The 24,085-nt window shown below is 73.2% G+C and carries 22 protein-coding genes; 11 read left to right on the plus strand and 11 right to left on the minus strand.

Features of this window, described 5'->3' with window-relative positions:
• Positions 1–4: 4 nt before the first annotated feature.
• Complete coding sequence (locus CLT72_RS13090) at positions 5–1,087, plus strand: polyprenyl synthetase family protein (RefSeq protein ID WP_101411940.1); 1,083 nt, start codon at positions 5–7, stop codon at positions 1,085–1,087.
• Positions 1,088–1,160: 73 nt separating this feature from the next.
• Here CLT72_RS13090 and CLT72_RS13095 read toward each other — a convergent pair whose 3' ends face one another.
• The gene (locus CLT72_RS13095; RefSeq protein ID WP_101411942.1) at positions 1,161–1,556 is read right to left on the minus strand and encodes an Rv2175c family DNA-binding protein; all 396 of its coding nucleotides are present in this window, start codon (positions 1,554–1,556) and stop codon (positions 1,161–1,163) included.
• A 164-nt stretch (positions 1,557–1,720) separates the two neighbouring features.
• On the opposite strand from CLT72_RS13095, the gene pknB reads away from it, so the two are divergent.
• Both pknB and CLT72_RS13105 read left to right on the plus strand, forming a co-directional pair.
• On the plus strand, positions 1,721–3,703 hold the full coding sequence (gene pknB / locus CLT72_RS13100) for a Stk1 family PASTA domain-containing Ser/Thr kinase (RefSeq protein ID WP_101411944.1): 1,983 nt from the start codon (positions 1,721–1,723) through the stop codon (positions 3,701–3,703).
• Positions 3,704–3,705: 2 nt separating this feature from the next.
• On the plus strand, positions 3,706–4,569 hold the full coding sequence (locus CLT72_RS13105) for a deoxyribonuclease IV (RefSeq protein ID WP_101411946.1): 864 nt from the start codon (positions 3,706–3,708) through the stop codon (positions 4,567–4,569).
• A 92-nt stretch (positions 4,570–4,661) separates the two neighbouring features.
• Here CLT72_RS13105 and CLT72_RS13110 read toward each other — a convergent pair whose 3' ends face one another.
• The 4 genes from CLT72_RS13110 to CLT72_RS13130 form a co-directional block, all read right to left on the minus strand.
• Positions 4,662–5,699: a threonine aldolase family protein gene (locus tag CLT72_RS13110; protein WP_101411948.1), complete on the minus strand. Its 1,038-nt coding sequence runs from the start codon at positions 5,697–5,699 to the stop codon at positions 4,662–4,664.
• Positions 5,700–5,859: 160 nt separating this feature from the next.
• Complete coding sequence (locus CLT72_RS13120; protein ID WP_101411950.1) at positions 5,860–7,266, minus strand: class II 3-deoxy-7-phosphoheptulonate synthase; 1,407 nt, start codon at positions 7,264–7,266, stop codon at positions 5,860–5,862.
• Between the two features lie 71 nt (positions 7,267–7,337).
• Entirely contained in the window at positions 7,338–7,835 is a 498-nt protein-coding gene (locus CLT72_RS13125; RefSeq protein ID WP_101411952.1) for a hypothetical protein, read from the minus strand.
• 182 nt (positions 7,836–8,017) lie between these two features.
• Positions 8,018–9,628 carry a glycosyl hydrolase family 18 protein gene (locus CLT72_RS13130; RefSeq protein ID WP_101411954.1) on the minus strand — a complete coding sequence of 537 codons (1,611 nt, stop codon included), beginning with the start codon at positions 9,626–9,628 and terminating at the stop codon, positions 8,018–8,020.
• Positions 9,629–9,828: 200 nt separating this feature from the next.
• Between CLT72_RS13130 and CLT72_RS13135 the strand changes: the two genes are divergently transcribed.
• The 4 genes from CLT72_RS13135 (at position 9,829) to CLT72_RS13150 (ending at position 12,640) form a co-directional block, all read left to right on the plus strand.
• The gene (locus tag CLT72_RS13135) at positions 9,829–10,323 is read left to right on the plus strand and encodes a glutathione peroxidase (protein ID WP_101411956.1); all 495 of its coding nucleotides are present in this window, start codon (positions 9,829–9,831) and stop codon (positions 10,321–10,323) included.
• 114 nt (positions 10,324–10,437) lie between these two features.
• On the plus strand, positions 10,438–10,875 hold the full coding sequence (locus CLT72_RS13140) for a hypothetical protein (RefSeq protein ID WP_101411958.1): 438 nt from the start codon (positions 10,438–10,440) through the stop codon (positions 10,873–10,875).
• Positions 10,872–11,546, plus strand: a complete 675-nt coding sequence (locus CLT72_RS13145) for an NADPH-dependent F420 reductase (protein WP_101411960.1) — start codon at positions 10,872–10,874, stop codon at positions 11,544–11,546. Before CLT72_RS13140 ends, CLT72_RS13145 begins: the two co-directional genes overlap by 4 nt.
• A gap of 146 nt (positions 11,547–11,692) precedes the next feature.
• Positions 11,693–12,640, plus strand: a complete 948-nt coding sequence (locus CLT72_RS13150; RefSeq protein WP_101411962.1) for a threonine ammonia-lyase — start codon at positions 11,693–11,695, stop codon at positions 12,638–12,640.
• A gap of 13 nt (positions 12,641–12,653) precedes the next feature.
• On the opposite strand, the gene CLT72_RS13155 is transcribed toward CLT72_RS13150, so the two are convergent.
• Positions 12,654–13,004: a DUF2203 domain-containing protein gene (locus CLT72_RS13155; protein WP_101411964.1), complete on the minus strand. Its 351-nt coding sequence runs from the start codon at positions 13,002–13,004 to the stop codon at positions 12,654–12,656.
• Positions 13,005–13,151: 147 nt separating this feature from the next.
• Here CLT72_RS13155 and CLT72_RS13160 point away from each other — a divergent pair, with 147 nt between their 5' ends.
• Both CLT72_RS13160 and CLT72_RS13165 read left to right on the plus strand, forming a co-directional pair.
• Positions 13,152–14,447 (plus strand): exo-beta-N-acetylmuramidase NamZ family protein, encoded by a 1,296-nt coding sequence (locus CLT72_RS13160; protein ID WP_101411966.1) that lies wholly within the window; start codon positions 13,152–13,154, stop codon positions 14,445–14,447.
• A gap of 490 nt (positions 14,448–14,937) precedes the next feature.
• Positions 14,938–15,756 carry a pentapeptide repeat-containing protein gene (locus CLT72_RS13165; RefSeq protein ID WP_158242027.1) on the plus strand — a complete coding sequence of 273 codons (819 nt, stop codon included), beginning with the start codon at positions 14,938–14,940 and terminating at the stop codon, positions 15,754–15,756.
• A gap of 123 nt (positions 15,757–15,879) precedes the next feature.
• Here the strand turns inward: CLT72_RS13165 and proC are convergent, their stop codons facing one another.
• The 4 genes from proC to CLT72_RS13185 form a co-directional block, all read right to left on the minus strand.
• Complete coding sequence (proC, locus tag CLT72_RS13170; protein WP_101411970.1) at positions 15,880–16,698, minus strand: pyrroline-5-carboxylate reductase; 819 nt, start codon at positions 16,696–16,698, stop codon at positions 15,880–15,882.
• Positions 16,699–16,770: 72 nt separating this feature from the next.
• Entirely contained in the window at positions 16,771–17,799 is a 1,029-nt protein-coding gene (locus CLT72_RS13175; RefSeq protein ID WP_088999196.1) for a 6-phosphofructokinase, read from the minus strand.
• Between the two features lie 177 nt (positions 17,800–17,976).
• On the minus strand, positions 17,977–18,480 hold the full coding sequence (locus CLT72_RS13180) for a pyridoxamine 5'-phosphate oxidase family protein (protein ID WP_101411971.1): 504 nt from the start codon (positions 18,478–18,480) through the stop codon (positions 17,977–17,979).
• A 60-nt stretch (positions 18,481–18,540) separates the two neighbouring features.
• Positions 18,541–19,038: a polyadenylate-specific 3'-exoribonuclease AS gene (locus CLT72_RS13185; RefSeq protein WP_089003323.1), complete on the minus strand. Its 498-nt coding sequence runs from the start codon at positions 19,036–19,038 to the stop codon at positions 18,541–18,543.
• Positions 19,039–19,344: 306 nt separating this feature from the next.
• Here CLT72_RS13185 and CLT72_RS13190 point away from each other — a divergent pair, with 306 nt between their 5' ends.
• Positions 19,345–20,037 carry a Crp/Fnr family transcriptional regulator gene (locus CLT72_RS13190; protein WP_088999194.1) on the plus strand — a complete coding sequence of 231 codons (693 nt, stop codon included), beginning with the start codon at positions 19,345–19,347 and terminating at the stop codon, positions 20,035–20,037.
• A gap of 55 nt (positions 20,038–20,092) precedes the next feature.
• Here the strand turns inward: CLT72_RS13190 and CLT72_RS13195 are convergent, their stop codons facing one another.
• Entirely contained in the window at positions 20,093–20,302 is a 210-nt protein-coding gene (locus CLT72_RS13195; RefSeq protein WP_088999193.1) for a hypothetical protein, read from the minus strand.
• A 163-nt stretch (positions 20,303–20,465) separates the two neighbouring features.
• Between CLT72_RS13195 and CLT72_RS13200 the strand changes: the two genes are divergently transcribed.
• A complete protein-coding gene (locus CLT72_RS13200) occupies positions 20,466–24,029 on the plus strand; it encodes an ATP-binding protein (protein WP_199184566.1) in 3,564 nt (1,187 codons plus the stop codon).
• Positions 24,030–24,085 lie beyond the last annotated feature (56 nt).

Below are 24,085 nucleotides of genomic sequence, written 5' to 3' on the forward strand. Positions count from 1 at the left end.
GGGCGTGACCCACGCTGCTCCTGTCTCCCCCGTCGACCGCGCCGGGCTGCGTCAACGGATCGACGAGGCCCTGACCGAGTTCCTCGCCAGCCAGCGCGCCTGGATGGCCGGGGTCGACGACGCCCTGGCTCCGCTCGCCGAGACGATCGAGGCGTTCGTCCTCGGCGGGGGCAAGCGGCTGCGGCCGGCGTTCGCCTACTGGGGGTTCCGGGGAGCCGGCGGGGTGGACACCGACCAGGTGGTCACCGCCCTGGCCTCGTTGGAGTTCGTGCAGGCCAGCGCGTTGATCCACGACGACCTCATGGACCGCTCCGACACCCGGCGCGGCGAGCCGGCCGTGCACCGGCGGTTCGCCGCCCGGCACCGGACGGCCGGCTGGGGCGGCGACGCGGACGGCTTCGGCGACGCCGCGGCGATCCTGCTGGGCGACCTGGCCCTGGTCTGGTCGGACGAGCTGCTGCACTCCGCCGGGCTGGACCCACGCACGGTGGCCCGGGCCCGGCCGGTCTTCGACGCCATGCGCACCGAGGTCACCGTCGGGCAGTACCTCGACGTGCTGACCCAGGTCACCGGGGACACGTCGGTGGAGCGGGCCGGCAAGGTGGCCCGCTACAAGTCGGCGAAGTACACCGTCGAACGGCCGCTGCTGGTCGGTGCGGCGCTGGCCGACGCGCCGGCGGAGGTCCGGGCGGCGTACTCCGCGTACGGGCTGCCGCTGGGCGAGGCGTTCCAGCTCCGCGACGACGTGCTGGGGGTGTTCGGCGACCCCGCCCAGACCGGCAAGCCGGCCGGCGACGACCTGCGCGAGGGCAAGCGGACGTACCTGGTGGCGGCGGCCCTGGAGACGACCGACGGGGCGGGTCGGGACGTGCTGCTCGGCGGGCTCGGCGACCCGGGGCTGGACGCGTCCGGTATCGCCCGGCTGCGCGAGCTGATCGACGGCAGTGGGGCGCTGGCGCGTACGGAGCAGCGGATCGGCGTGCTGACCGACACCGCGCTGGCCGCGCTGGCCGCCGTCGACCTGGACACCGAGGCCCGGCAGGCCCTGGTCGACCTGGCCATCGCCGCCACGCGCCGCGCCGACTGACCGGCCACCCGCGCGGGCTCGTCCCCACCCCCGCGCGGGAACGGGCAGGGGTGGGGACGAGGGTGGGAGTGGGTCAGAAGCCCAGGGCCTGGGCCCGGCGCTTCACCTCGCGGGCCTGGTCGCCGGCGAGCGCCTTCGCGGGGGTGGCGCCGGGCAGGGTGTCGTCCGGCTCGTAGAGCCAGCGCAGCGCGGCCTCGTCGTCGTAGCCCGCGTCGGCCAGCAGGTTGAGCACGCCGGGTAGGTGCTTGAGCACCGTCTTGTTGGCCACCAGGTCGGCCGGCATCCGGCGGACGCCGTCGCGGCGTACCGCGATCAGCTCCCGGTCGCGGATCATCTGGTGGACCTTGCTGATCGACACGTCGAGGCGCTCGGCCACGTCCGGCAGGGTCAGCCAGTCGGCGGCGTCGGTGGGGCCGGCGGCGGATTCGGGGCCGGGCGCGGCCCGGTCGGCGGGTACTGAGTCGGTCACCGGACCACCCTGCCACGTCCCGTGCGGCCGGGGCGAACGGCACCCCGACGAGCCGGCTGAGCAGGGCGGCGAGGGGAAGCGAGCGCGGCGATCCAGACGTGGTCGCACCCCATCTGTAGCATCCTGTTCAACCTTCACCTCCTGGACACATAGACTTCCTGCCGATGGACACACAGGTCGCCGACACGTTGCTGGGCTCGCTGATCGACGGGCGCTACCGCATTCGCGGTCGCGTGGCCCGTGGCGGCATGGCGACCGTGTACACCGCCACCGACGAGCGCCTCGAGCGCACCGTGGCGGTCAAGATCATTCACCCGTCCCAAGCCCCGGACGCGCAGACCAGGGCAGCGGGCTTCGTGGAGCGGTTCACCGACGAGGCGAAGACCATCGCCCGGCTGACCCATCCCAACGTCGTCGCGGTCTACGACCAGGGCACCCACTCCGGCCTGCCCTACCTCGTGATGGAGTACGTCCGCGGTCGCACCCTGCGCGACGTGCTCGCCGAGCGACGCCGGCTCAACCCCGACGAGGCGCTGGCCATCGCCGAGCAGATGCTCGCCGCGATCGCCGCCGCGCACCGGGCGGGGCTGGTGCACCGCGACGTGAAGCCGGAGAACGTGCTGGTCGCCGAGGCTCCCACCGGCGGCGTGGCCAACCTGATCGACAGCGTGGTCAAGGTCGCCGACTTCGGGCTGGCCCGGGCGGTCGAGGCGAGCGCCGAGGAGGACGGCAACCAGCTGATGGCCACGGTCGCGTACGTGGCCCCGGAGCTGGTCACCGACGGGCACGCCGACCCCCGCACCGACGTCTACTCCGCCGGCATCGTGCTGTTCGAGATGCTCACCGGCCGGGTGCCCTACGACGGGGACCGCCCGGTCGACGTCGCCTGGCAGCACGTCGACAGAGACGTCCCGGCACCGTCGACCCTGGTGCCCGGCCTGCCCAAGGCGCTCGACGAACTGGTCGGCCGGGCGACCCGGCGTGATCCGGGCGCCCGGCCGACGGACGCCGGCGCGCTGCTGGCCGAGGTGCAGGCGGTCCGCGACGACCTGGGCGACGCGAACACGCGTACCGCCGTGCTGCGTCGGGTGTCCGACGAGCCGGTGGCCGGGCCGACCATGATGGTCGCGGCGGTCCGGCCGGCCGAACGGCCCGCCTGGGCCCGGCTGCCCGAGGGCGGCGGCCCCCGGACGGGCCGTCGCCGGGCCGAGCCCGAGGAGGGCGAGAGCCTGTGGTCGCGGCTGTCCACGCTGCGCACCCGGGTCATGGGCGACCCGCGCGGCCGCACGGCGGTCATCGCCGCGGCGGTGGTGCTGGTCCTGGTGGCCGCCATCGGCGGCTGGTGGTTCGCGGCCGGGCGCTACACGGAGGCGCCGCAGCTGGTGGCGATGACCAAGGCCGAGGCGGAGGCACAGGCCGCCCGTGCCGGGATCGTCCTGAGCTACGCCGAGCCGCGCCACGACGAGAAGGTCCCGAAGGACGCCGTCCTGGCGCAGGACCCGGTCTCGGCCACCCGGATCGTCAAGGGCGGCACCGTCACGCTGACCCTCTCGCTGGGCCCGGAGCGGTTCCCGGTGCCCGACGTGGTGGGCAAGGAGTTCGAGCTCGCCGAGGCCGACCTGCTCGCCGCCAAGCTGGAGGTGGCGAAGGGCGCCGCCCGCTACGACGACAACCTGCCCACGGGCGTGGTGATCGACACCAACCCGAAGGTCGGCACCGAGGTGAAGCCGGGCGACAAGGTCACCGTCATCCTGAGCAAGGGCAGGGCGCCGATCTCGGTGCCCAACCTGGTCGGCAAGAGCCTGGGCGAGGCGCGCACGATCCTCGCCCAGCTGGGCCTGGAGCTGGTGGAGCCCACCTACAAGGACTCCGACAAGCCCCGCGACGAGATCCTCGGGCAGAGCCCGGCGGACGGCACCGGGGTGGAGCGGGGAGCCAAGGTCAAGCTGGAGCTGAGCAAGGGCCCGCCGCTGGTCGCCGTGCCCCGGGTCATCGACCTGCCCTGCCAGCAGGCCAAGCAACTGCTGGAGAGCCAGGGCTTCCCGGTGGCGATCCAGTTCAACCCGAACGGCATCACCCGGTTCCAGAACCCGCCGGAGAACACGCAGGTGCCGCCGGCCACCCCGGTCACCCTCGGGTGCATGTAGCGATGCCGGCACACCACCGGCTGGTCGGCTCGCACACGCCCACCTCGGGGGGCCTGGCGAAGGCCGCCCTGCCGTACGTCGACGCGACCGGCTCGCAGGTCGTGCAGGTCTACGTGTCCAACTCGCGGGGCTGGGCGCTGCCGCCCGGCGACCCGGCCCAGGACGTCGCGTTCCGCGACGGCTGCGGCGAGCGGGGCGTGCCCGTCTTCATCCACGCGTCCCTGCTGGTCAACCTCGGCTCCCCCACCGCGAACACGGTCGAGCGGTCGGCGGAGACGCTCGCCCACGCGTTGCGCCGGGGCCGGGCGATCGGCGCCGAGGGCGTGGTCTTCCACGCCGGCAGCGCGGTCGACGAGGGCTACGCCGAGGCCGCGATGCGGCAGGTGCGCGAAACCCTGCTGCCGCTGCTCGACGAGGCGGCGGCAACGGACGGCCCGCGGCTGCTGGTCGAGCCGAGCGCGGGCGGCGGTCGCTCGCTCGCCTCCCGGGTGGAGCAGCTCGGGCCCTACCTCGACGCGGTGGAGCGGCACCCCTGGCTCGGGGTCTGCTTCGACACCTGCCACGCCTGGGCCGCCGGGCACGACCTGGCCGCCGAGGGCGGCATGACCGCGACGTTGGACACGCTCGTGGCGACGGTCGGGGCCGACCGCCTGCGGCTGGTGCACGCCAACGACTCGAAGGACCTGTGCGGCTCGACCCGGGACCGGCACGAGAACATCGGCAAGGGCACCATCGGCGAGCCGGCGTTCGCCGAGCTGATGGCCCACCCGGCCACCGCCGGCGTCCCGATCGTGGTCGAGACGCCGACGGAGAAGCACGTCGGCCACGCCGCGGACATCGTCACCCTGAAGCGCCTGCACCCCTGACGCGGGGCCGGCAGGACGGTCAGCCCCGCGCAGCGGGTGGGCGGCACGCCTCCCGCGCCTGAGCCGTACCGGGGAGGGCCGTGCTGCCCCGGTCAGCCCCGCAGGACCCGGGTGAGGACCTCGATGGCGCGGTCGATGCCGGCGTCGTCGACGTCCAGGTGGGTGACCAGGCGGGCGGTGCGGGGGCCGAGCACCGAGACCAGGACGCCCTCGGCGCGGGCGGCGGCGGCCAGGGCCTGCGCGTCCAGCGGCGCCTTGGTCAGGTCCAGCGGCACCAGGTTGGTCCGGACGGTCGTGGCCAGCACCCCGAACGGGGCGATCGCCTCGGCGAGCCGGGCCGCCTTCGCGTGGTCGGCGGCGAGCCGGTCGACGTGGTGGGCGAGGGCGTACCGGCCGGCGGCGGCCAGGATGCCCGCCTGCCGCATCCCGCCGCCCATCCGCTTGCGGAGCACCCGGGCCCGCGCGATCTTGTCGGCGCTGCCGACGACCAGCGAGCCGACCGGCGCGCCGAGCCCCTTGGAGAGGCAGACCGACAGGGTGTCGAAGAGGGCGCCGTACCCGGCCAGCGGCACACCGTCGGCGACGTGCGCGTGCCAGATCCGGGCCCCGTCGCAGTGCAGGGCCACGCCCGCGTCGTCGGCGATCCGGCGCAGCTCGCGCAGGGTGGCCAGCGGGATGACCCCGCCGCCGCCCCGGTTGTGGGTCTGCTCGACGGCGATCGCCCGGGTGGGGACCGCGTGGTAACCCTCGGGTCGGACCATCGCGGCGACGACGTCCGGGTCGATGTCCGCGCCCACCGGTGACCAGGTCCGCGAGGAGATGCCGCCGTACGCCGCGGCGGCCCCGATCTCGTACGTCACCACGTGCGCGTCGGCGTCGCAGAGCAGCTCGTCGCCCGGCGGCACCACCAGTTGCAGGGCGATCTGGTTGGCCATCGACCCGCTCGGGGCGAACAGCGCCGCCTCGTGCCCGAACAGCGCGGCGACCTCGGCCTCCAGCGCGTTGACGGTCGGGTCCTCGCCGTAGACGTCGTCACCGACGTCGGCGGTGGCCATCGCCTCCCGCATCCCCGGCGTCGGTCGGGTCACGGTGTCCGAACGAAGATCGACAAAAACGTCAGCCACGGCCATCCTTCCGGCTGCCGACTGCGGGGCTCGCAAGCTCACTCCTCGCGTCAGCCACAGTCACTCTTCCGGCTACCGACTGCGGGGCTCGCAAGCTCACTCCTCGCGTCAGCCACAGTCACTCTTCCGGCTGCCGACTGCGGGGCTCGCAAGCTCACTCCTCGCGTCAGCCACGGAGCATCTCCGCCACGAGGAACGCCAGCTCCAGCGACTGCTGGGTGTTCAGTCGCGGGTCGCAGGCGGTCTCGTACCGGCCGGGCAGGTCGAGGTCCTCGATGCCCTGGGCGCCGCCGAGGCACTCGGTGACGTCCTCACCGGTCAGCTCGACGTGCAGGCCGCCGGGGTGGGTCTCCAGGCCCCGGTGCACCTCGAAGTAGCCGAGCACCTCGTCGACGATGCGGTCGAAGTGCCGGGTCTTGTAGCCGTTGGACGACTCGTGCGTGTTGCCGTGCATCGGGTCGCACTGCCAGACCACCTTGGCGCCGGCGGCGGTCACCTTCGCCACGATCGGCGGCAGGGCGTCGCGGACCCGGTGGTTGCCCATCCGGCTGATCAGGGTGAGCCGGCCGGGGACGTTCTCCGGGTTGAGCTTCTCGCAGAGCTCGATCGCCTCGTCCGGGGTCGTCGTCGGGCCGAGCTTCACGCCGATCGGGTTGGCGATGCGGGAGATGAAGTCGATGTGCGCCCCGTCGATCTGCCGGGTGCGCTCGCCGATCCAGAGGAAGTGCCCGGACAGCCCGTACGCCCGGCGGTCGGAGACCCGGGTCAGCGCCCGGTCGTACTCCAGGGCAAGGGCCTCGTGGGAGCAGTAGAGGGTGACGGTGCGCAACGCCTCGTCGTCGGTCATCCCGCAGGCCCGGATGAAGGCCAGCGCCCGGTCGATCTCGCGGGCGATCGCCTCGTAGCGCTCGCCGGCCGGGGAGTTCTTGACGAAGCCCTTGTTCCAGTCGTGCACCGCGTGCAGGTCGGCCAGCCCGCCGGCCAGGTACGCGCGGAGCATGTTCATCGCGGCGGCCGAGTTCGCGTACGCCCGGATCATGCGCTGCGGGTCGGCGACCCGGGCCTCCGGCGTCGCCTCCAGCGAGTTGATCATGTCGCCGCGGTAGGCGGGCAGGCCGCGCGCGTCGGTCGGCAGCGACCGGGGCTTGGTGTACTGCCCGGCGACCCGCGCCACCTTGACCACCGGCAGCGAGGCGCCGTAGGTGAGCACGATCGCCATCTGGAGCAGGGTGCGGGCGTTGGCCAGCAGGTGGCTCTCGGTGTTGTCGACGAAGGTCTCCGCGCAGTCGCCGCCCTGGAGCAGGAACGCCTTGCCCTCGCACACCAGCGCCAGCCGCTGCCGCAGCTGGTCGACCTCGTAGGGCGCCACCACCGAGGGCACGGTGTCGAGCACCTTGCAGACCTCGGCGACGCCGGCCGGGTCCGGCCAGGGCGGGATCTGCGCGCGCGGCAGCTCCCGCCAGCGGTCGAGGCCGAGGGCTGCGTCCTCGGCGGAGTCGACGGTCGGACGGCTGGTCTGCAGCCCAGGGCTGCCCACCGCGGGATGGCTCAGCTGATGCCACTCATGGCGCATGACATAAAGCGTACGGCGACCGGCGCGCGACCCGTCGGCGAGGGGAACGGTTCCGCAAGGTGGGAGCCGCCTCACCCGGACACGGGCGAGGCGGGGGCGGCCGGGGAGGCGGCGTTGCCGCCCGGCGCCTCGGCGGCGATGCACCAGTCGGCGCCGTCGCGGGTGACCGTGAACAGCAGCGGCCGGGTGATCGTGCGGGAGCCGGCGGCGACCGACACCGACGTGCTCACCTCCTGGCCCCGGGGGCCCGGGCGGATGTCGGTGATCTCGGCCTGCGGCACGGTGAAGTGGTCGGCGAAGTCCCCGTTGGGGCCGGTCGCGGCGGCGTCGAAGCTCTCCTGGAGGGCCGCGCAGAGCTGGCTGCGCCCGGCCGCCACGTCCTTGGCGGTCATCGCGTCGAGGTAGGCCTGCACCCGCTCCCGCGACTTCGCGGTGGCCTCCTCGGCCGGGGCGCGCCCGGGCTTGGTCGCCGGGTCCTCCTCCTCGCCGATGCCGCAGCCGGACAGTGCGAGGGGCAGGATCCCGAGCAGTACGACGCCCGCCGCCAGCCTTCCGCGCCTCGCGCGCATCGCCACCTCCGTCGCCGTGGGCGTCGAGCCCGTTGCGCGGCGAGTCTGTCACATCGACACACGTGCCCCGACGCCGCCGCGCCAGGAACCCGGGCGATCCTGGCACCGGCCGCACACGACGGGCGGGGAGGGACCGGTGCGTGGTCCCTCCCCGCCGTGTGGGTGGTGCGTCGGCCCTCGGCTCAGCCGAGACCGCCCTTGATGGCGCCGATCAGCTCGCCGTTGCCGGTGTCACCGGAGAGCTCCCAGAAGAACGCGCCACCGAGGCCCTGGTTCTTCGCGTACGTCATCTTGCCGTTGATCGTGGCGGGGGTGTCGTAGCTCCACCAGTTGCTGCCGCACTTGGCGTACGCCGTGCCGGCGATGGTCCCGGTGGCCGGGCAGGTGTTCTTGAGGACCTTGTAGTCCTCGATGCCCTGCTCGTAGGTGCCCGGCGCCGGGCCGGTGGCGGTGCCACCCGGCGCGGTCTGGGTCACCCCGGTCCAGCCCCGGCCGTAGAAGCCGATGCCGAGCAGCAGCTTGTCCGACGGGATGCCCTTGCTCTTGAGCTTCTGGATCGCCGCGTCCGACCAGAAGCCCTGCTGCGGGATGCCGGCGTACGAGGTGAGCGGGGAGTGCGGGGCGGTGGGGCCCTGCGCGTTGAAGGCGCCGAAGTAGTCGTACGTCATCGGCATGATCCAGTTGAGGTGCGTCGCGGCGCCGGCGTAGTCGGTGGCGTCGATCTTGCCGCCGTTGCTGCCGTCGGCCGTGATCGCGGCGGTGACCAGCGCGGACGAACCGAACTTCGAGCGCAGCGCGCTGACCACGTTCTTGAAGGCGTTCGGGCCGCTGCTGTCACAGGTGAGCCCGCAGGCGTTCGGGTACTCCCAGTCGACGTCGATGCCGTCGAAGACGTCCGCCCAGCGCGGGTCCTCGACCAGGTTGTGGCAGCTCTCGGCGAACGCGGCCGGGTTCTGCGCGGCCTGGGTGAAGCCGCCGGACCAGGTCCATCCGCCGAAGGACCAGATCACCTTCAGGTTCGGGTACATCTTCTTGAGCTTGCGCAGCTGGTTGAAGCTGCCGCGCAGCGGCTGGTCCCAGGTGTCGGCGACGCCGTCGACGCTGTCCGCCGCGGTGTAGGCCTTCTCGTAGTCGGCGTAGCTGTCACCGATGGTGCAGCGGCCGCCGGTGGTGTTGCCGAAGGCGTACAGGATGTGGGTCAGCTTCGCGGCCGAGCCGCTGGTGTGGATGTTCTTCACGTGGTAGTTGCGGGCGTAGACGCCCCACTGCGCGAAGTAGCCGACGACCTTCTTGCCGCCCGGGCCCGGCGGCGGGGTGGTGGGCGGGGGCGTGGTCGGCGGCGCGGTGGTGGGCGGGGTGGTGGTCGGCGGCGCCGTGGTGGGGGGCGGGGTGCCGCCGCCGCACGGCGCGCCGTTGATCGTGCAGTTCAGCGGCGCCTTGTACGCGCCGGTGCCGTTGTAGCCCCAGCTGAACGAGGCGCCCGCCGCGATCGGGCCGGCCCAGCTCTTCTTCACCGCGACGTAGTGGTCGCCGGTACGCGTGACGTCGGCGTCCCAGGAGCTGCTGATGCTGGTGCCCGACGGCAGGTCGAACTCGATGCGCCAGGTGCTCACCGGGGCGCTGGTCCCGTTGGTGACGGTCACCCGCGTCTCGTGACCGGTCCCCCAGTCCTGCGCCTTGGCGAAACCGGCGGTCACGCTGCCGGCGCCGAACGCACTGGCCATCGGGACCGTGGCGGCGGTCACCGCCATCACGGCGCCGACCCAGAGGGCCCGGCGGAGCGATCTCTTCATGCGGCGTCTCCCTAAACAGTTAGGAAACTTTCCAGATTGTTGGTGAGACGCTACTCACGTCGTCATCGCTTCGTCAAGATGTGCATCTATCGATTTCCACTGGGAGCGTGACCAGCCCTCCCGACCGGCGCCGACCCGCGACTGGCGGTAGCCGGGCGGTGGCCCGGCGCCCATCCGGGGCGACGCGTAGCCTCGGGCGCATGACCGTCTTCGACATCCCGATCGACGCCCTGACCGGCGGCCCGGCCGACCTCGCGCAGCACCGCGGGCGCGCGCTGCTGGTGGTCAACGTCGCCTCCCGCTGCGGCCTCACCCCGCAGTACGCCGGCCTCCAGGCACTGCACGACGAGTACGCCGGCCGCGGCCTGGTGGTGCTCGGCGTGCCCTGCAACCAGTTCGCCGACCAGGAGCCGGGCAGCGCCGCCGAGATCAGCGACTTCTGCCAGGTCAACTACGGGGTGAGCTTCCCGCTGACGGAGAAGGTCGACGTCAACGGCGCCGACCGCCACCCGCTCTACGCGGCGCTGGTGGGCACGGCCGACGCCGACGGCCACAGCGGCGACGTGCGGTGGAACTTCGAGAAGTTCCTCGTCGCCCCGGACGGCACGGTGGCGGCCCGCTTCGCGCCCACCGTCGAGCCCGGCGCGGCCGAACTGCGCGCCGCGATCGAGAAGACGCTGCCCGCGGCGACCTGAGGTCCAACCCGCCTCGACCGGCTGGCCAGGGCTACCGCGCCGCCGCCGTGCCACCGGGTGTCGGCCGGACTACGATCGGCGACACCTGGGACGGTCCGGGCGGAGGGGGGCGGGATGTTCTTCGCGGTGCAGGAGTCGCCCGCCGCGCCGGGCCGGATCCCGCCCGGGCATCACGTCAGCATCCAGGGCCCGCTCGACGCCGGGCGGGTGGTGCTCGACGCCGCCGTGCCCGACGACGTGCTGCGCGACCACGGCCGGCTGCGGCACCTCCCCCCGGCTCCCGAGCACCTCGACGCCCCGGGGCGGCACCGATTCGCGCTGGAGCACCTGCTCGCCCGGGTCGACGGGGCGACGCCCTACATCCGGGTGCCGCCCGGAGACCTGCCGCCGTTCGTCTGGCCGCTCTTCGCGGCGGCCAGACCTGTGGTCTTCGTCTGGACCGACCCCGCGACCGGCGACCGCGTCGAGCGGGTGGTGGTGGCGGTCCGGCGCATTGTCGACCATTCGAGTGGGGAATACCGTCACCGCGAGCGGAGTTGGGAACCGGCATGACAACTGTGGGACTGATCGGCAGTGGACACATCGGCGGCACGGTGGCGCGGCTGGCGGTGGCCGCCGGCTACGACGTGGTGCTCAGCAATTCGCGCGGCCCGGAGACCCTCAAGGACCTCGTCGAGGAGCTGGGCCCCCGCGCGCGGGCGGCCACGGCCCGGGAGGCGGCGGAGGCCGGCGACCTGGTGGTCGTCACCATTCCGCTGAAGGCGTACCGGGACGTGCCCGTCGAGCCGCTCGCCGGCAAGCTCGTGCTGGACACCAACAACTACTACCCGCAGCGGGACGGACAGATCTCCGAGCTCGACTCGGGCTCCGCCACCAGCAGCGAACTGCTCCAGCGGCACCTGCCGCAGTCGCGGGTGGTCAAGGTGTTCAACAACATCTTCTTCAAGCACCTGCACACGCTGGCCCGGCCGACCGGCGCCGCCGACCGCAGCGCGCTGCCCATCGCCGGCGACGACGCGGGCGCGAAGGCGGAGGCCACGGCCTTCCTGGACCGGATCGGCTACGACGCCGTCGACGCCGGCACGCTCGCCGAGAGCTGGCGCTACCAGCCGGACACCCCGGCGTACGGGACCATCTACTCCGCCGACCCGGCGGACTGGGAGCGCGAGGCGCCGGCCGACGCCGCCAAGGTGCGCGCCGCGCTGACCGAAGCCACCCGCTGAAACCCCGTCCCGGTGGCCACCGCGCGGCCCGGTCGCGCCGCGGCTGACCGGTGCCGGGAACGCGGGCCCGCCGGGCCGACCGGGCGCGGGGCCGGCCGGGCGCATCACGGGCGGTGCGACCGGCCGGGCCGGGCTAGGCTGCGACCGTGCAGCTCACCACCGTGGACGACATCAGCACGGCCGAGCAGCGCATCGCGGGACGGGTCGTACGCACCCCGTTGCTGTCCTGCCCCCGCCTCGGCGACCCGCTGCGGCTCGACCTCGCCGTCAAGGCGGAGAACCTCCAGCACACCGGCAGCTTCAAGGTGCGGGGCGCGCTCAACGCGCTGCTCGCCCGCGTCGAACGCCAGGGGGCACCCGCCGGGCTGACCGCCTTCTCCGCCGGCAACCACGCGGCGGCGGTGGCCTTCGCCGGCCGCGCCTTCGGTCTGCCGACCGTCGTCTGCATGCCGCCGCACGCGGTGCCGGCCAAGGTCGAGACGGTCCGCCGGTACGGCGGCGAGGTCGTCCTCACCGACGACCTCGTGGGGACCTGCCAGACGCTCGCGGCGGAGCGCGGCTACCACCTCCTGCACCCGTTCGACGACCCGGACGTCATCGCCGGTCAGGCCACCGTCGGCAGGGAGATCCTGGCCGACGGCCCGCCGCCGGAGCTGGTCCTCGTGCCGGTGGGCGGCGGCGGGTTGATCAGCGGGGTGGCGTCGGCGGTACGGGCGGCCGCCCCGGGCACCCGCGTCGTCGGCGTCGAGCCGGTCACCGCCAACGCCCTCGGCCACGCGCTGCGCACCGGAGGTGACGCCCTCGCGGCGCGACCCGTGTCGATCGCCGACGGGCTGGCGGCCCCGTTCGCCGGGCGGCACACGCTGGCGCACGCCCGCGCGCTGGTGGACGAGATGGTCGAGGTGTCCGAGGAGGACATCCGGGCCGCCTGGTGGGAGCTGCTGGACGCCACGAAGCTCCTGGTCGAACCGTCCGCCGCCGTCACGCTCGCCGCGTTGCGGGCCGGCCTGGTCGAAACCGGGCCGGGCACCCGTACCGTGCTGGTGCTCAGCGGCGGCAACGTCTCCCCGGCCACGCTCGCGTCCCTGGCCTGAGCACCGCCGCCGGTCAGACCGGGCGGCGGCCGGCGAAGCCGCACTCCACCCGGTGGTACCAGCGCACGTCGCTGTCCCCCTCCAGCCAGCACCAGAGCACCGGCCGGCCGTCGCGCTCGCCGGGAAAGTCGAGCAGCACCGGCGCGATGCCCTTGACCTGGATGTCGTGCGAGTGCAGCTCCTCGACGAGGGCGTGCAGCCGCGCCTCCAGGCCCTTGACCTCGGCGAGTCCGCCGAGCGGGCTGGCGCCCCGGTCGGCCAGGTCGACGCGCAGCTCGGCCAGGTCGGCCCGCAGCCGGATCAGCTCGTCGACGCGGGGGCGCAGGGTGGCGATCAGGTGGCGGGCCTGGGCGAGGGTGAACACGGGGCCAGTATGGGGCACCCGACGCTGCGGGCGTGCCCGGTCGGACACCGGCCCACGGCTCCGGACGGCACCGGGTTTGTAGCTAACCTTCCTTGACGGGGCATCCACGTGTAGCTAAGTTTCGACCAAACCGACGGGAGGGGCGACATGGAGCGTAGGAAGTTCCTGGCCGGAGCGGGTGCGGTGACCGTGGGCGCGGTCGCGGCGACGGCCCCCGGCACGGCCGGTCACGCCGCGCCCGGCATCCGCCACGTGGAGACCGGGCTCGACGTGCTCGTACGCGCCGACTTCGCCGATCTCGCCGGCCAGCGGGTGGGCGTGATCTCGAACCCCACCGGTGTGGACTCGGACTACCGGCACCTGGTCGACCTGATGCACGCCTCCGGCTCGGTGCGGCTGGCCGCCGCGTTCGGCCCCGAGCACGGCTTCCGGGGCTCGGCGCAGGCCGGCGGCAGCGAGGGCACCGGCATCGACGCCCGCACCGGGATCACCGTCTACGACGCGTACGGGGCCTCACTGGCCAAGTGGGAGTCCATGTTCACCCAGGCCGGCGTCGACACCGTCGTCTTCGACATCCAGGACGTCGGCGCCCGCTTCTACACGTACATCTGGACCATGTACACCTCGATGATGGCCGCGGCCCGCGTCGGCAAGCGCTACGTGGTGCTGGACCGGCCGAACCCGGTCGGCGGCCGGGCCTACGGGCCGATGATGACCGCCGGCTACACCTCCGGGGTGGGTCTGAAGGAGATCGTCCAGCAGCACGGCATGACCGTCGGCGAGCTGGCCCGGTTCTTCAACGCCGAGTTCCTGCCCGCCGAGGCCGGCCGCAAGGTCGACCTGCACGTCGTGCAGTGCCGGCACTGGAAGCGCGACAAGCTGGCCGCCGACACCGACCTGCCCTGGGTGCTGCCCAGCCCGAACATGCCCACCACGGACACCGCGCTGGTCTACCCGGGCACCGGCCTGTTCGAGGGCGTCGCGTCGCTCACCGAGGGACGGGGCACCTGCAAGCCGTTCGAGCTGATCGGCGGGCTGGCCGACGACTTCGACTACCACTGGTCCGACCGGCTCAACGCCCGCGAGCTGCCCGGCGTCGAGTTCCGCGAGGCGTACTTCACGCCGACGTCCGCCGGGCAGAAGCCCGCGCTGCTCAACAAGCTCTGCGCGGGGGTCGAGGTCAAGGTCGTCGACCGGGCGGCGTACGACCCGATCCGCACGGCGGTCGCGATGCTGGTGGAGGCGCACAAGTACGAGGCGTTCGCGTGGCGGCGCGACTCGTGGGACGCCGTGCGGCCGTACTGGATCGACAAGCTGACCGGGTCGCCTCGGCTGCGCACGATGATCGACGCGGGCGCCGACGTGGACGACGTGGTCGGCGCCTGGGCCGGCGAGCTGGCGGACTTCAACCGTCGACGCGAGCCCCACCTGCTCTACCGGTGATCTCGGCGGCCAGGGCGCCGACCCGGGCGAGAAGACCGACCGTTCCGCCGTACGCCGACTCGATGGCTGCGCGGAGCACGACCGACAGGAAGTCCTCGAAGACCCGCCACATGTCCAGCAGGAATGCGTTGCTGAGTACGCGCCCCGGCCCGCTTCGACGGAGGCACCGGCGAGCACCAACTCGGCCAGCCGGAGGGCGATACGCAGCCGCTCGTCGCCTTTTGCGCCCACTACGACGCTGGCGCGTGTCGGCTTGAATGGATCCATGCCAGCGCGCCGTGGCGAGCCGAACACCGGAGCCCGCCGAAAATCAGGGCCGCCTGCCCCCAGACGACATTGGAAAGCCGCAAGCCAGCCCACTGCCGCGAGCCCTCGATCTCTGCGTCCGGCGCGACCGCAAACGGCTCGGCTGGAACTCGTCCCCGCCGGACCGATCGACGTCAAACCCGACCCGTGGCAGCGCCTCGTGGCCATCGGTAGCATCCTGTCGGTGCTGTTCGTGGCCGTCGGCCTCTACATCACCAACGACGCCAACCGCGAGCAACAACGGCTCACCGCCCAGGGACAGATCACCGACCGGTTCACCAAGGCTGTCGAGCAGCTCGGCCAGTCCGGCCCGGGGAAGGTCGACGTACGCCTCGGCGCCATCTACGCGTTGGAACGCATCATGCGCGACTCGGCCGAGGACCAACCCGCGGTCGTCGACGTTCTCGCCGCGTTTGTCCGGGTTCACGCGCCCGCTCCCCTTCGCGCGACACCCGCTCCCGCGTCGACCAGCGCCACAGCGGCCACCCCGACCCGCCCACCAGTCGACATTCAGGCCGCGCTGACCGTGCTGTTCCGCCGCGACGCCACCCGCAGCAGTCCCGGCACGGTGGACCTCACGGACACCAGTCTGGTCGGCGCGGACTTGTACGGGGCGAACCTGAGCGGAACGGTCATGAACGGCGCGGACCTACGGAACGCGAACCTGATCAAGGCGAACATGAGCCACGTGGACTTGAACTACGCGAACCTGCGCGACGCGAGCACATATGAGATCGACCTGAGCGGAACATGGATGATCGGTACAGACCTACGTGGCACCTTCCTGTTCTCCGCCGACCTGAGCGAGGCGGTCCTGCGCGACGCGGACCTGCGCGGCGCCTTCCTGATCAACACGGACCTGGCTGGCACGGATCTGACCGGCGCGAAAATGGACGATGCGAATCCGCCTGGTCCGCTCGCCCCGCGCTGCGCCCATACCGACAAGCGCACCCAGCTGCCGGAAGGAGTAGCCCGGCCGATCCCCTGCCCAGCAAGCCGGTAGGGCCGTACGACCAAGCTGGGCCGGTAACGTTGGCGGAGCGGGGTCTCCCGAGCATCGCTCCCCGCACGATCGGCCGGCGACGCCCTACTAGGCATGACGGCGCCTCTGCCGGTGGCGGAGAGGTCAGTCGGCCTGGGCGGCCAGTTCGCGGGCGCGGTCGCGGGCCGCTTCCAGCGCGGCGAGCAGCGCCGCGCGTACGCCGTGCTTCTCCAGCTCGCGCACGGCGGAGATGGTGGTGCCGGCGGGCGAGGTGACCGCCTCGCGCAGCTTCACCGGGTGCTCGCCGGAGTCGCGCAGCATCACCGCCGAGCCGATCGCGGTCTGCACGATCAGCTCGTGCGCGACCTGCCGGGGCAGGCCGAGCAGGATGCCGGCGTCGATCATCGCCTCGACGAGCAGGTAGAAGTACGCCGGCCCGGAGCCGGAGAGCGCGGTGACGGCGTCCTGCTGCGACTCGGGCACCCGGACGGTCGACCCGAGCGGCTTGAACATCTCCTCGGCCAGCGCCAGGTGCGCCCCGGTGGCGTGCGCGCCGGCGGAGATCGCGGTCATGGCCTCATCGACCAGGGCCGGGGTGTTGGTCATCACCCGCACCACGGGCGTGCCCTCGGGCAGCCGGCGGTTGAAGAAGCTGGTCGGCAGGCCGGCGCAGAGCGAGATGAGCAGCTTGTCGGCGGGCACCTTCGGCCCGATCTCGTCCAGCAGCGTCGCCGCGTCCTGCGGCTTGACCGAGACGGCGAGCACCTCCGCCTCGTCCACCGCCGTGAGGTTGTCCACCACCCGGACCCCGTAGCGGGCGGCCAGCTCCTCGGCGCGGGCGGGCCGGCGGGCGGTGGCCAGCAGCCGGTCCACGGGCCAGCCCGAGCGCAGCAGCCCGGAGAGCATCAACTCGCCGATCTTGCCGGCCCCGATGACCGCGACCGTGTGCACCGTACCCGCCATCGCCGTCGTACCCCCTCGCCGTGAGCCGGCGTCGCGACGGGCCGGGCGGCCCGTCGCGACGCCGCGGATGGATCAGCTGCCGAAGAAGACCTCGGCCTCGGCGTACCGCTCCAGCGGCACGGTCTTCAGCTCGCGGGTGGCGTCGGCCAGCGGAACGCGGACGATGTCCGTGCTCTGCATGGCGACCATCTTGCCCCAGTCGCCCTCGTGGACGGCGTCGATCGCCTGGAGGCCGAGCCGGGTGGCGAGCACCCGGTCGAAGGCGCTCGGGGTGCCGCCGCGCTGGATGTGCCCGAGCACGACGGTGCGGGCCTCCTTGCCGGTCTTGGCCTCCAGCTGCTCGGCGAGCCACTGGCCGATGCCGCCGAGGCGGACGTGGCCGAACGCGTCGAGCTCCTGGTTGTGCAGGACCATCTGGCCGTCGAGCGGCTGGGCGCCCTCGGCGACCACGACGATCGGGGCGTACTGGTGCTGGAAGCGCTTCTCGACGTAGCCGGCGACCTGCTCGACGTCGAACTGCCGCTCCGGCAGCAGGATCACGTTGGCGCCGCCGGCCAGGCCGGCGTGCAGGGCGATCCAGCCGGCGTGCCGGCCCATCACCTCGACGACCAGGGTGCGGTGGTGGCTCTCGGCGGTGGTGTGCAGCCGGTCGATCGCCTCCATCGCGATGTTGACGGCGGTGTCGAAGCCGAAGGTGTAGTCGGTGGCGCCGAGGTCGTTGTCAATCGTCTTCGGTACGCCGATCACGTGCACCCCGAGCTCGTGCAGCTTGGTGGCCACACCGAGGGTGTCCTCGCCGCCGATCGCGATGAGCGCGTCCACGCCCTGCGCGGCGAGGTTGTCCTTGATCCGCTCGACGCCGTTCTCGATCTTGAAGGGGTTGGTCCGGGACGAACCGAGGATGGTGCCGCCGCGCGGCAGGATGCCACGGACCTCCGCGATGCCCAGGGGACGGGACAGGCCCTCCAACGGGCCCTTCCAGCCGTCCCGGAAACCCACGAACTCGTGGCCGTAGCTGGCGACGCCCTTGCGGACCACCGCCCGGATGACCGCGTTGAGACCTGGGCAGTCGCCGCCGCCGGTGAGCACGCCGATACGCATGATCGCTCATCCTCCTGGAGCATCAGGTGAAGCCCGATTTGCCCCAGGATATGTGTCGGATCAGACCATCGGCGCCGTTGCCGGCCCGGGGCGGGCCGTCAGTGCGCACTGTAGTCGCCGCGGGTGTGCGCCGACACCGCGCCCCGGGCCGGTTCCACCGGCCGGTCGGCCTACCGGTCAGTAGCTGACCTCGTGGTTCTCCCCCGCCTTCGGCGGCTTGCCGGTCACCGCGGCCTTGGCGTACCCGAACAGGTTGACCATCGTGCTCGACGGAGAGTCCCAGTACTCCGCGGATCCGGCGTGCACCCTGATCAGGGTGAGCCCGGGCGTCTCCAGCCCGTCCGGGAACCACGCCTTGAGCACCGGGCTCCACAGCTCCTCGGCCTTCGCCCGGTCGTAGCCCTCCCGGGCCGTGCCCGCGACCGACACCCAGGCGTTGCGCCGCGAGTCGGAGAAAGAGACGTTGACCTCGGGGTTCACGCGGATATGCCGGACCTTGGCGGAGTCGGCGTACGCGAAGAACCACAGGTCGCCGTCGAACTCCGCCTCCTGGAGTCCCATGGGGCGGCTCACCAGCCGGCCGTCCACGGCACTCGTGGTCAGCATGCAGATGCGGGCCTCACGGATCAGTTCGGTGACCCGGCGCCGGGCCTCGTCGGCGCTGGTCGGTTCGTTGCTCATGGGGCTCTCCCTCACATCGGCTCGACGTCGCACCGGTGCCCGGGACAGAACCGACCAAACCTACGAACCGGTCATCGCCCGCCACCGGGCCAGGTTGTGCCGGGCGTCGACCAGGGCGTCGTGCCGCGCCGCGTCGGCGTCCGGCAGCGGCGGCCGGCCCCGGTCGTCCCAGAGCTGACGCAGGTCCTTGGTGAACCGGGGGATCTCCCGGGGCAGCGCCGGCATGGCGCCCCACAGCTGCGCCAGGGCCACGTGGTCGTACGCGGCGTACCAGGCCCACAGCTCCAACTGCTCGCCCGGGCGGTCGCGGACCGGCTCGACGAGGAAGTCGTACAGCTCGTCGCGGATGCGCTCGCGCGAGCGCCAGGCGCGGTTGGCCGGGGAGGGCAGCTTGTCGAGCACGTTGCGGCGCACCCAGGGCACGGCCCGCGAGTCGTCGAACTCGGTCGAGACGGCGTAGAACTCGCGGCCGTACTCGTCGACGACGCCGATCGACACCAGGTCGACGAGCCGGCCGTCCTCGATGAACTCGCAGTCGTAGAAGTAGCGGTAGACCATCACCGGTCATCCTCGCCCACGCCCGTCACGCCCGGCCCACCGGGGCGGGTGGTGCCGCCGCTCCCCCGGCCCGCCGGGGCGGCCGGGACCGCCGCTCCGGCGGCGCCGACGCCTCCCGCCAGGCCGGTCGTCGCAGCTCGGGAGTGTCACGGAAGTGCTTCGAGGGGTGTACAGCAAGCGACCGGAGCGTCATGATCTGATGTGTACCGCTACCGGACGCCGAACCGGTGTCAGTTCACCTCGTCGAGGGCCTTCAGGTTCACCCGGTGAGCGAGTTGTGGTCCTTGACCGGGGAGGGGTTGGACCGTGGAGATGCGCCTACCGGAGCCGGGCGACGCGCTCACGGGTGTGGAGATGTTCGCCGGGCTGGAGCCGGAGGTCCGCCAGCGGGTGATCGCCGCGGCGGTTCCCCGCACGTACCGCAAGGGTCAGCTGCTCTTCGTCGAGAACGACCCCGGCGAGTCCCTCATCGTGCTGCGCCGGGGCGCGGTCGCGGTCTTCCGCACCGCGCCGACCGGCGAGCGCGCGGTGCTGTCGGTCATCCGTCCGCCGGACGTGCTGGGCGAGGTCTCCCTGCTCGACGCCTCCACCCGGTCCGCCTCGGCCGAGGCGATCGAGGACTGCCAGGCGCTCGCGCTGTCCCGGGGCGCCTTCATGGAGCTGGTGCACTCCAACCCGCGCATCCTCGACGCGGTGATGCGCTCGCTCGGTGGGCTGATCCGCCGGCTGACCGAGCAGAACGCCGACCACGTCTTCCTGGACCTGCCCGGCCGGGTGGCCAAGACCCTGGTGCGGCTGGCCGGCGAGAGCCAGGCCCCGATGATCACCATCGAGCTCAACCAGAGCCAGCTCGCCGAGATGGCCGGCGGCTCGCGGCAGAGCGTCAACCAGGCCATCGGGTCGTTCGCCAACCGGGGTTGGCTGCGCACGGAGGGCCGGCGCATCGTGGTCACCGACGTGGCGGCGCTGCGGCGCCGCGCCGGCATGAGCGAGCGCTGAGGCGTACGCGGAAAAGGGCCGGAGCAGTCGCTCCGGCCCTTTCGCGCGTGGGGTGTCAGGGAGTGTTGCTGCCCGGGCCGACCCAGTTGGTGCTGCCCGGCCCGACCCACTCCGTGCCGTCCTTGCCGCCGCCGGACTGCTCGCTGACGATGCCCTGCGCCTGGAGCGCGGCCAGCGTGGCGGCGTCCACGTCGACGGAGTCGCCGGCGAGGTGGCTCACCCCGTTGCCGTCGGTCCAGTCGCTCTGCAACATCACGTACACCATCGGGAATCCCCCTGCGGTCAATGGTCGACAATCAGCCGCCTGACTGTAACGGCAGGACCGGCCGGTGGACTGTCCACAAACCAACAGCCCGGTACCCGACAGCAGGGCGGACGGCGATACTGACACCACAACGGTGCCGATCCCGGCGCCGGCGGGACCGCCAGTGGAGGGTGTCATCGCCACGCAGTGTGACCGCTGTGGACGTACGGCCGCCGCAGGCGACCGCTTCTGCGGCGGCTGCGGCAACGAGCTGGGCGCGGTGTGTCCGCACTGCCTGCGCCCGCTCGCCCGGGATGTGGCGTTCTGCACCTCCTGCGGCGCGGCCCGGCCGGGCACCGAGCGGCAGGCGGCCCCGCAGGAGGACCGCCGCCGGGTCAGTGTGCTCTTCGTCGACCTGATCGACTTCACCCCGTACGTCGAACGGGCCGACCCGGAGCTGGTCCGGGGCATGCAGACCGGGTTCTTCTCGGCCGCCCGCCGCGTCGTGGGCCAGTACGGCGGGGTGGTGGAGAAGTACATCGGCGACGCGGTGATGGCCCTCTTCGGCGCGCCCGTGGCCACCGAGACCGACGCGCTGCGCTGCGTGCGGGCCGGCCTGGAGCTGCAACGGGTGCTGACCCGCTTCGCCCCCACCGGCGCGGAGGCGCTGCGCTTCCGGGTCGGGGTGGCCACCGGCGAGGCGCTGGTCGACGTGGCCGCCGCCCGCGACGGCGGTCAGGCGATCGTGGCCGGCGACGTGGTCAACACGGCCTCCCGGATGCAGTCCGTCGCCCCGCCCGGCGGGGTGCTGGTCTGCGGCGTGACGCACGCCCTCACCCGGGACGCCATCCGCTATTCCGAGCAGCCGCCGGTCACCCTGCGCGGGCGGTCGACGACGACCGAGGTGTGGCTGGCCCTGTCGCCGGTACGCCGGCAGCCGACCGACCGGCAGCCGGACGTCACGCCGCTGATCGACCGCGAACACGAGCTGGGGATGCTGGTCAACGCCCTGCACCGGTCGTTGCGCGACCGGCGCCCGCAGGTGGTGACGGTCTTCGGCCGGGCCGGGCTGGGCAAGAGCCGGCTGGTCCGGGAGCTGTACCGGCACGTGGACCAGTTGGTCGACGAGCCGCTGACCTGGCGCATCGGGCGGTGCCCGCCGTTCGGCGAGAACGTGACGTTCGCGGCGCTGGCCGACATCGTCAAGTCCGAGGCCGGCATCCTGGACACCGACCCGGCGTCCAGCGCCGCCCAGCGGCTCGCCTCCGCCGTCGGCGAACTGGTCGGCCCGGGCGAGCGGCAGCGCCTCGTCGACGCCCTGCGGCCGATGGTCGGCCTGCCGGGCACGCCGCTGCCGGCCGAGGAGACCGAGTCGGCGTGGCGGCGCTTCCTGCTCGCCCTCGCCGCCCGGCGGCCGACCGTACTGGTCTTCGAGGACCTGCACTGGGCCGACGACGCGATGCTGCGCTTCGTGGAACTGCTCGGCACCGCCGCCCGGGACGTGCCGCTGCTGCTGCTCTGCACCGCCCGGCCCGAACTCGTCGACCGGGACCCGAGCTGGGCGGGGACGATCACCGGCTCGGTGACCATCACCCTGCCCCCGCTGCGCGACACGGGCATCGCGGCGCTCTACGCCCACATGTTCGGCCGGGCGGCCTTCTCCGCCGACATGCTCACCCCGCTGATCGAGGTGGCCGGCGGCAACCCGCTCTACGCCCACGAGTACGTGCGGATGCTGATCGAGCAGGGCGCGCTGCGCCAGTCCGGGCGGGGCTGGTCGCTGGAGAAGCACCTCGACCTGCCGATGCCGGAGAGCGTGCACGCCGTCATCGCCAACCGCATCGACCTGCTCGACGCCAAGGAACGCACGGTGCTGCTGGCCGCCGCCGTGGTCGGCGTGCAGTTCTGGCCGGGGGCCGTGGCCGCCGCGCTCGGGCAGCCCGTCGAGTCGGTGGAACGCGCGCTGCGCCGGCTGGAGCAGCGCGACTTCGTGCACGAGCAGGCCGCCTCCACGATGGCCGGCCAACCGGAGTACCGGTTCCGGCACGTGCTGGTGCGCGACGTCTGCTACCAGCGGCTGCCGCGTACCGAGCGGGTGGCGCGGCACGAGCGGACGGCGCAGTGGCTGGACATGCTCTCGCAGAGCCGGGACACCGACCTGGCCGAGGTGCTGGCCCACCACCGCTGGGCGGCCCACGAGATCGCCCGCACGCTGGGCATGGAGATCGGCCGGTACGCCGGCCCCGCCCGGGCCGCGCTGCACCGGGCGGCCCGCCGGGCGTACGCGCTGCACAGCCTCGACGTCGCGGCGAGCCACGCGGGCCGGGCGCTCGGGCTGGCCGACGACACCGACCCGGTCGGCCGGCTCCAGTTGGAGCTGCTCAGCACCGAGATCTCCTTCTACCGCGACGGCAACGGCTTCCTCTCCGGCGGCGGCCCCGAGCAGTTGCAGGCGCTCGCCGACCGGCTGCTGGCGCACGGCGACGACGCCTGCGCGGCGCGCGCCTGGACGCTGCTCGGTCAGGCCGCGTGGCTGCGTGCCGACCGGGCCGCCGCCCTGGCCTGCCTGGACCGGGCCGTGCAGCTGTTCGCCCCGCTGCCGGACAGCCCGCAGAAGGCGGACGCCTACGCCGAGCTGGGCCGGCTGCACATGCTGAACTACGAGCGGGATCCGGCGGTCGCCGCAGCCGAACGGGCCGCGGAGATCGGCGAGCGCCTGGGGCTGACCGAGACCCGCACCAACGCCCGGATCACCTCGGCCATCGCCCGCTACCAGGCGGGCGACCGGTCCGGCCTGGACGATCTGCACAACATCGTCGAGGTCAGCCGCGCCGGCCAGTTGATCGCCCTGCCCCGGGCCATGCAGAACCTCGCCTACGCCGTCTGCGAGGAGGGCGACTGGCTGCGCTCCGACGCCCTGCTCTCGTCGCTGCCGACGCGCAAGGCCAGCGGGCAGACGCTGACCACGAGCTACTCGGCCGAGGCCATGCGCGCCTGGTTCGAGGGCGACTTCGGCCGGCTGCTGGCCGCCGCCGAGGCCTTCGTGGACACCCCGACGGGCAGCTGGGACATGCAGGTTCGTGGCCTGCGCGCCTGCCTGCTGGTGCTGCGCGGCGATCGGGTGCCGCCGGCGCGCTCGCACTCCGACCACGACGCCGCCGCCACGTACAGCGACGACGTGGCGGCCGCGCTGGACGCCGCCCGCCGTGGGGGCTTCCACCGGCCGCACTGGACGATGCTGGGCATGGGCGCGCTCTGCCGGGCCCTTCAGGGGCGCCGTACGGAGGCGACGGCGCTGATCGACGAGCTGGCCGAGTCCTGGTCGGCGGTGCCGGCCCTGGCCAGCGGGGAGTGGATCGCGGCGGCCGGCTTCGCGGCCAGCCTCGCCGGGCGGGACGCCGCGGCCCGGGTACGCGGGATGCTGGACCGGGTGGGTCACCGTACGCCCTGGTCGGAGGCGGCGCGGCGGACGGTGACCGGCGCGTTGGCCGCAGCGGACGGCGACCACCGGCGGGCCGCGGAGCTGCACCTGGCCGGCGCCGAGATCTACGCCGGCATCCCGGACGTGACCGACCGGATGCTCGCGTTGACCTTCGCGACGGTGGAGCTGGAGCGGGCCGGCGAGTCGACGGCGGCCCGCCCGGAGCTGGCCGAGCTGCGCGCCTTCGCGCTGCGCAACGACGCCCCCGTCCTGCTGGACCTGGCCCGCCCTCCGGCGGCGCCCGCCGGGACGGCCGTGGCCTGCTGACGCCGGTGCTGGCGCACCGCGTCGAAGGTGGCACCGTCCGCGCCCGGCGCGGGCCG

Source organism: Micromonospora sp. CNZ309 (assembly GCF_002846525.1).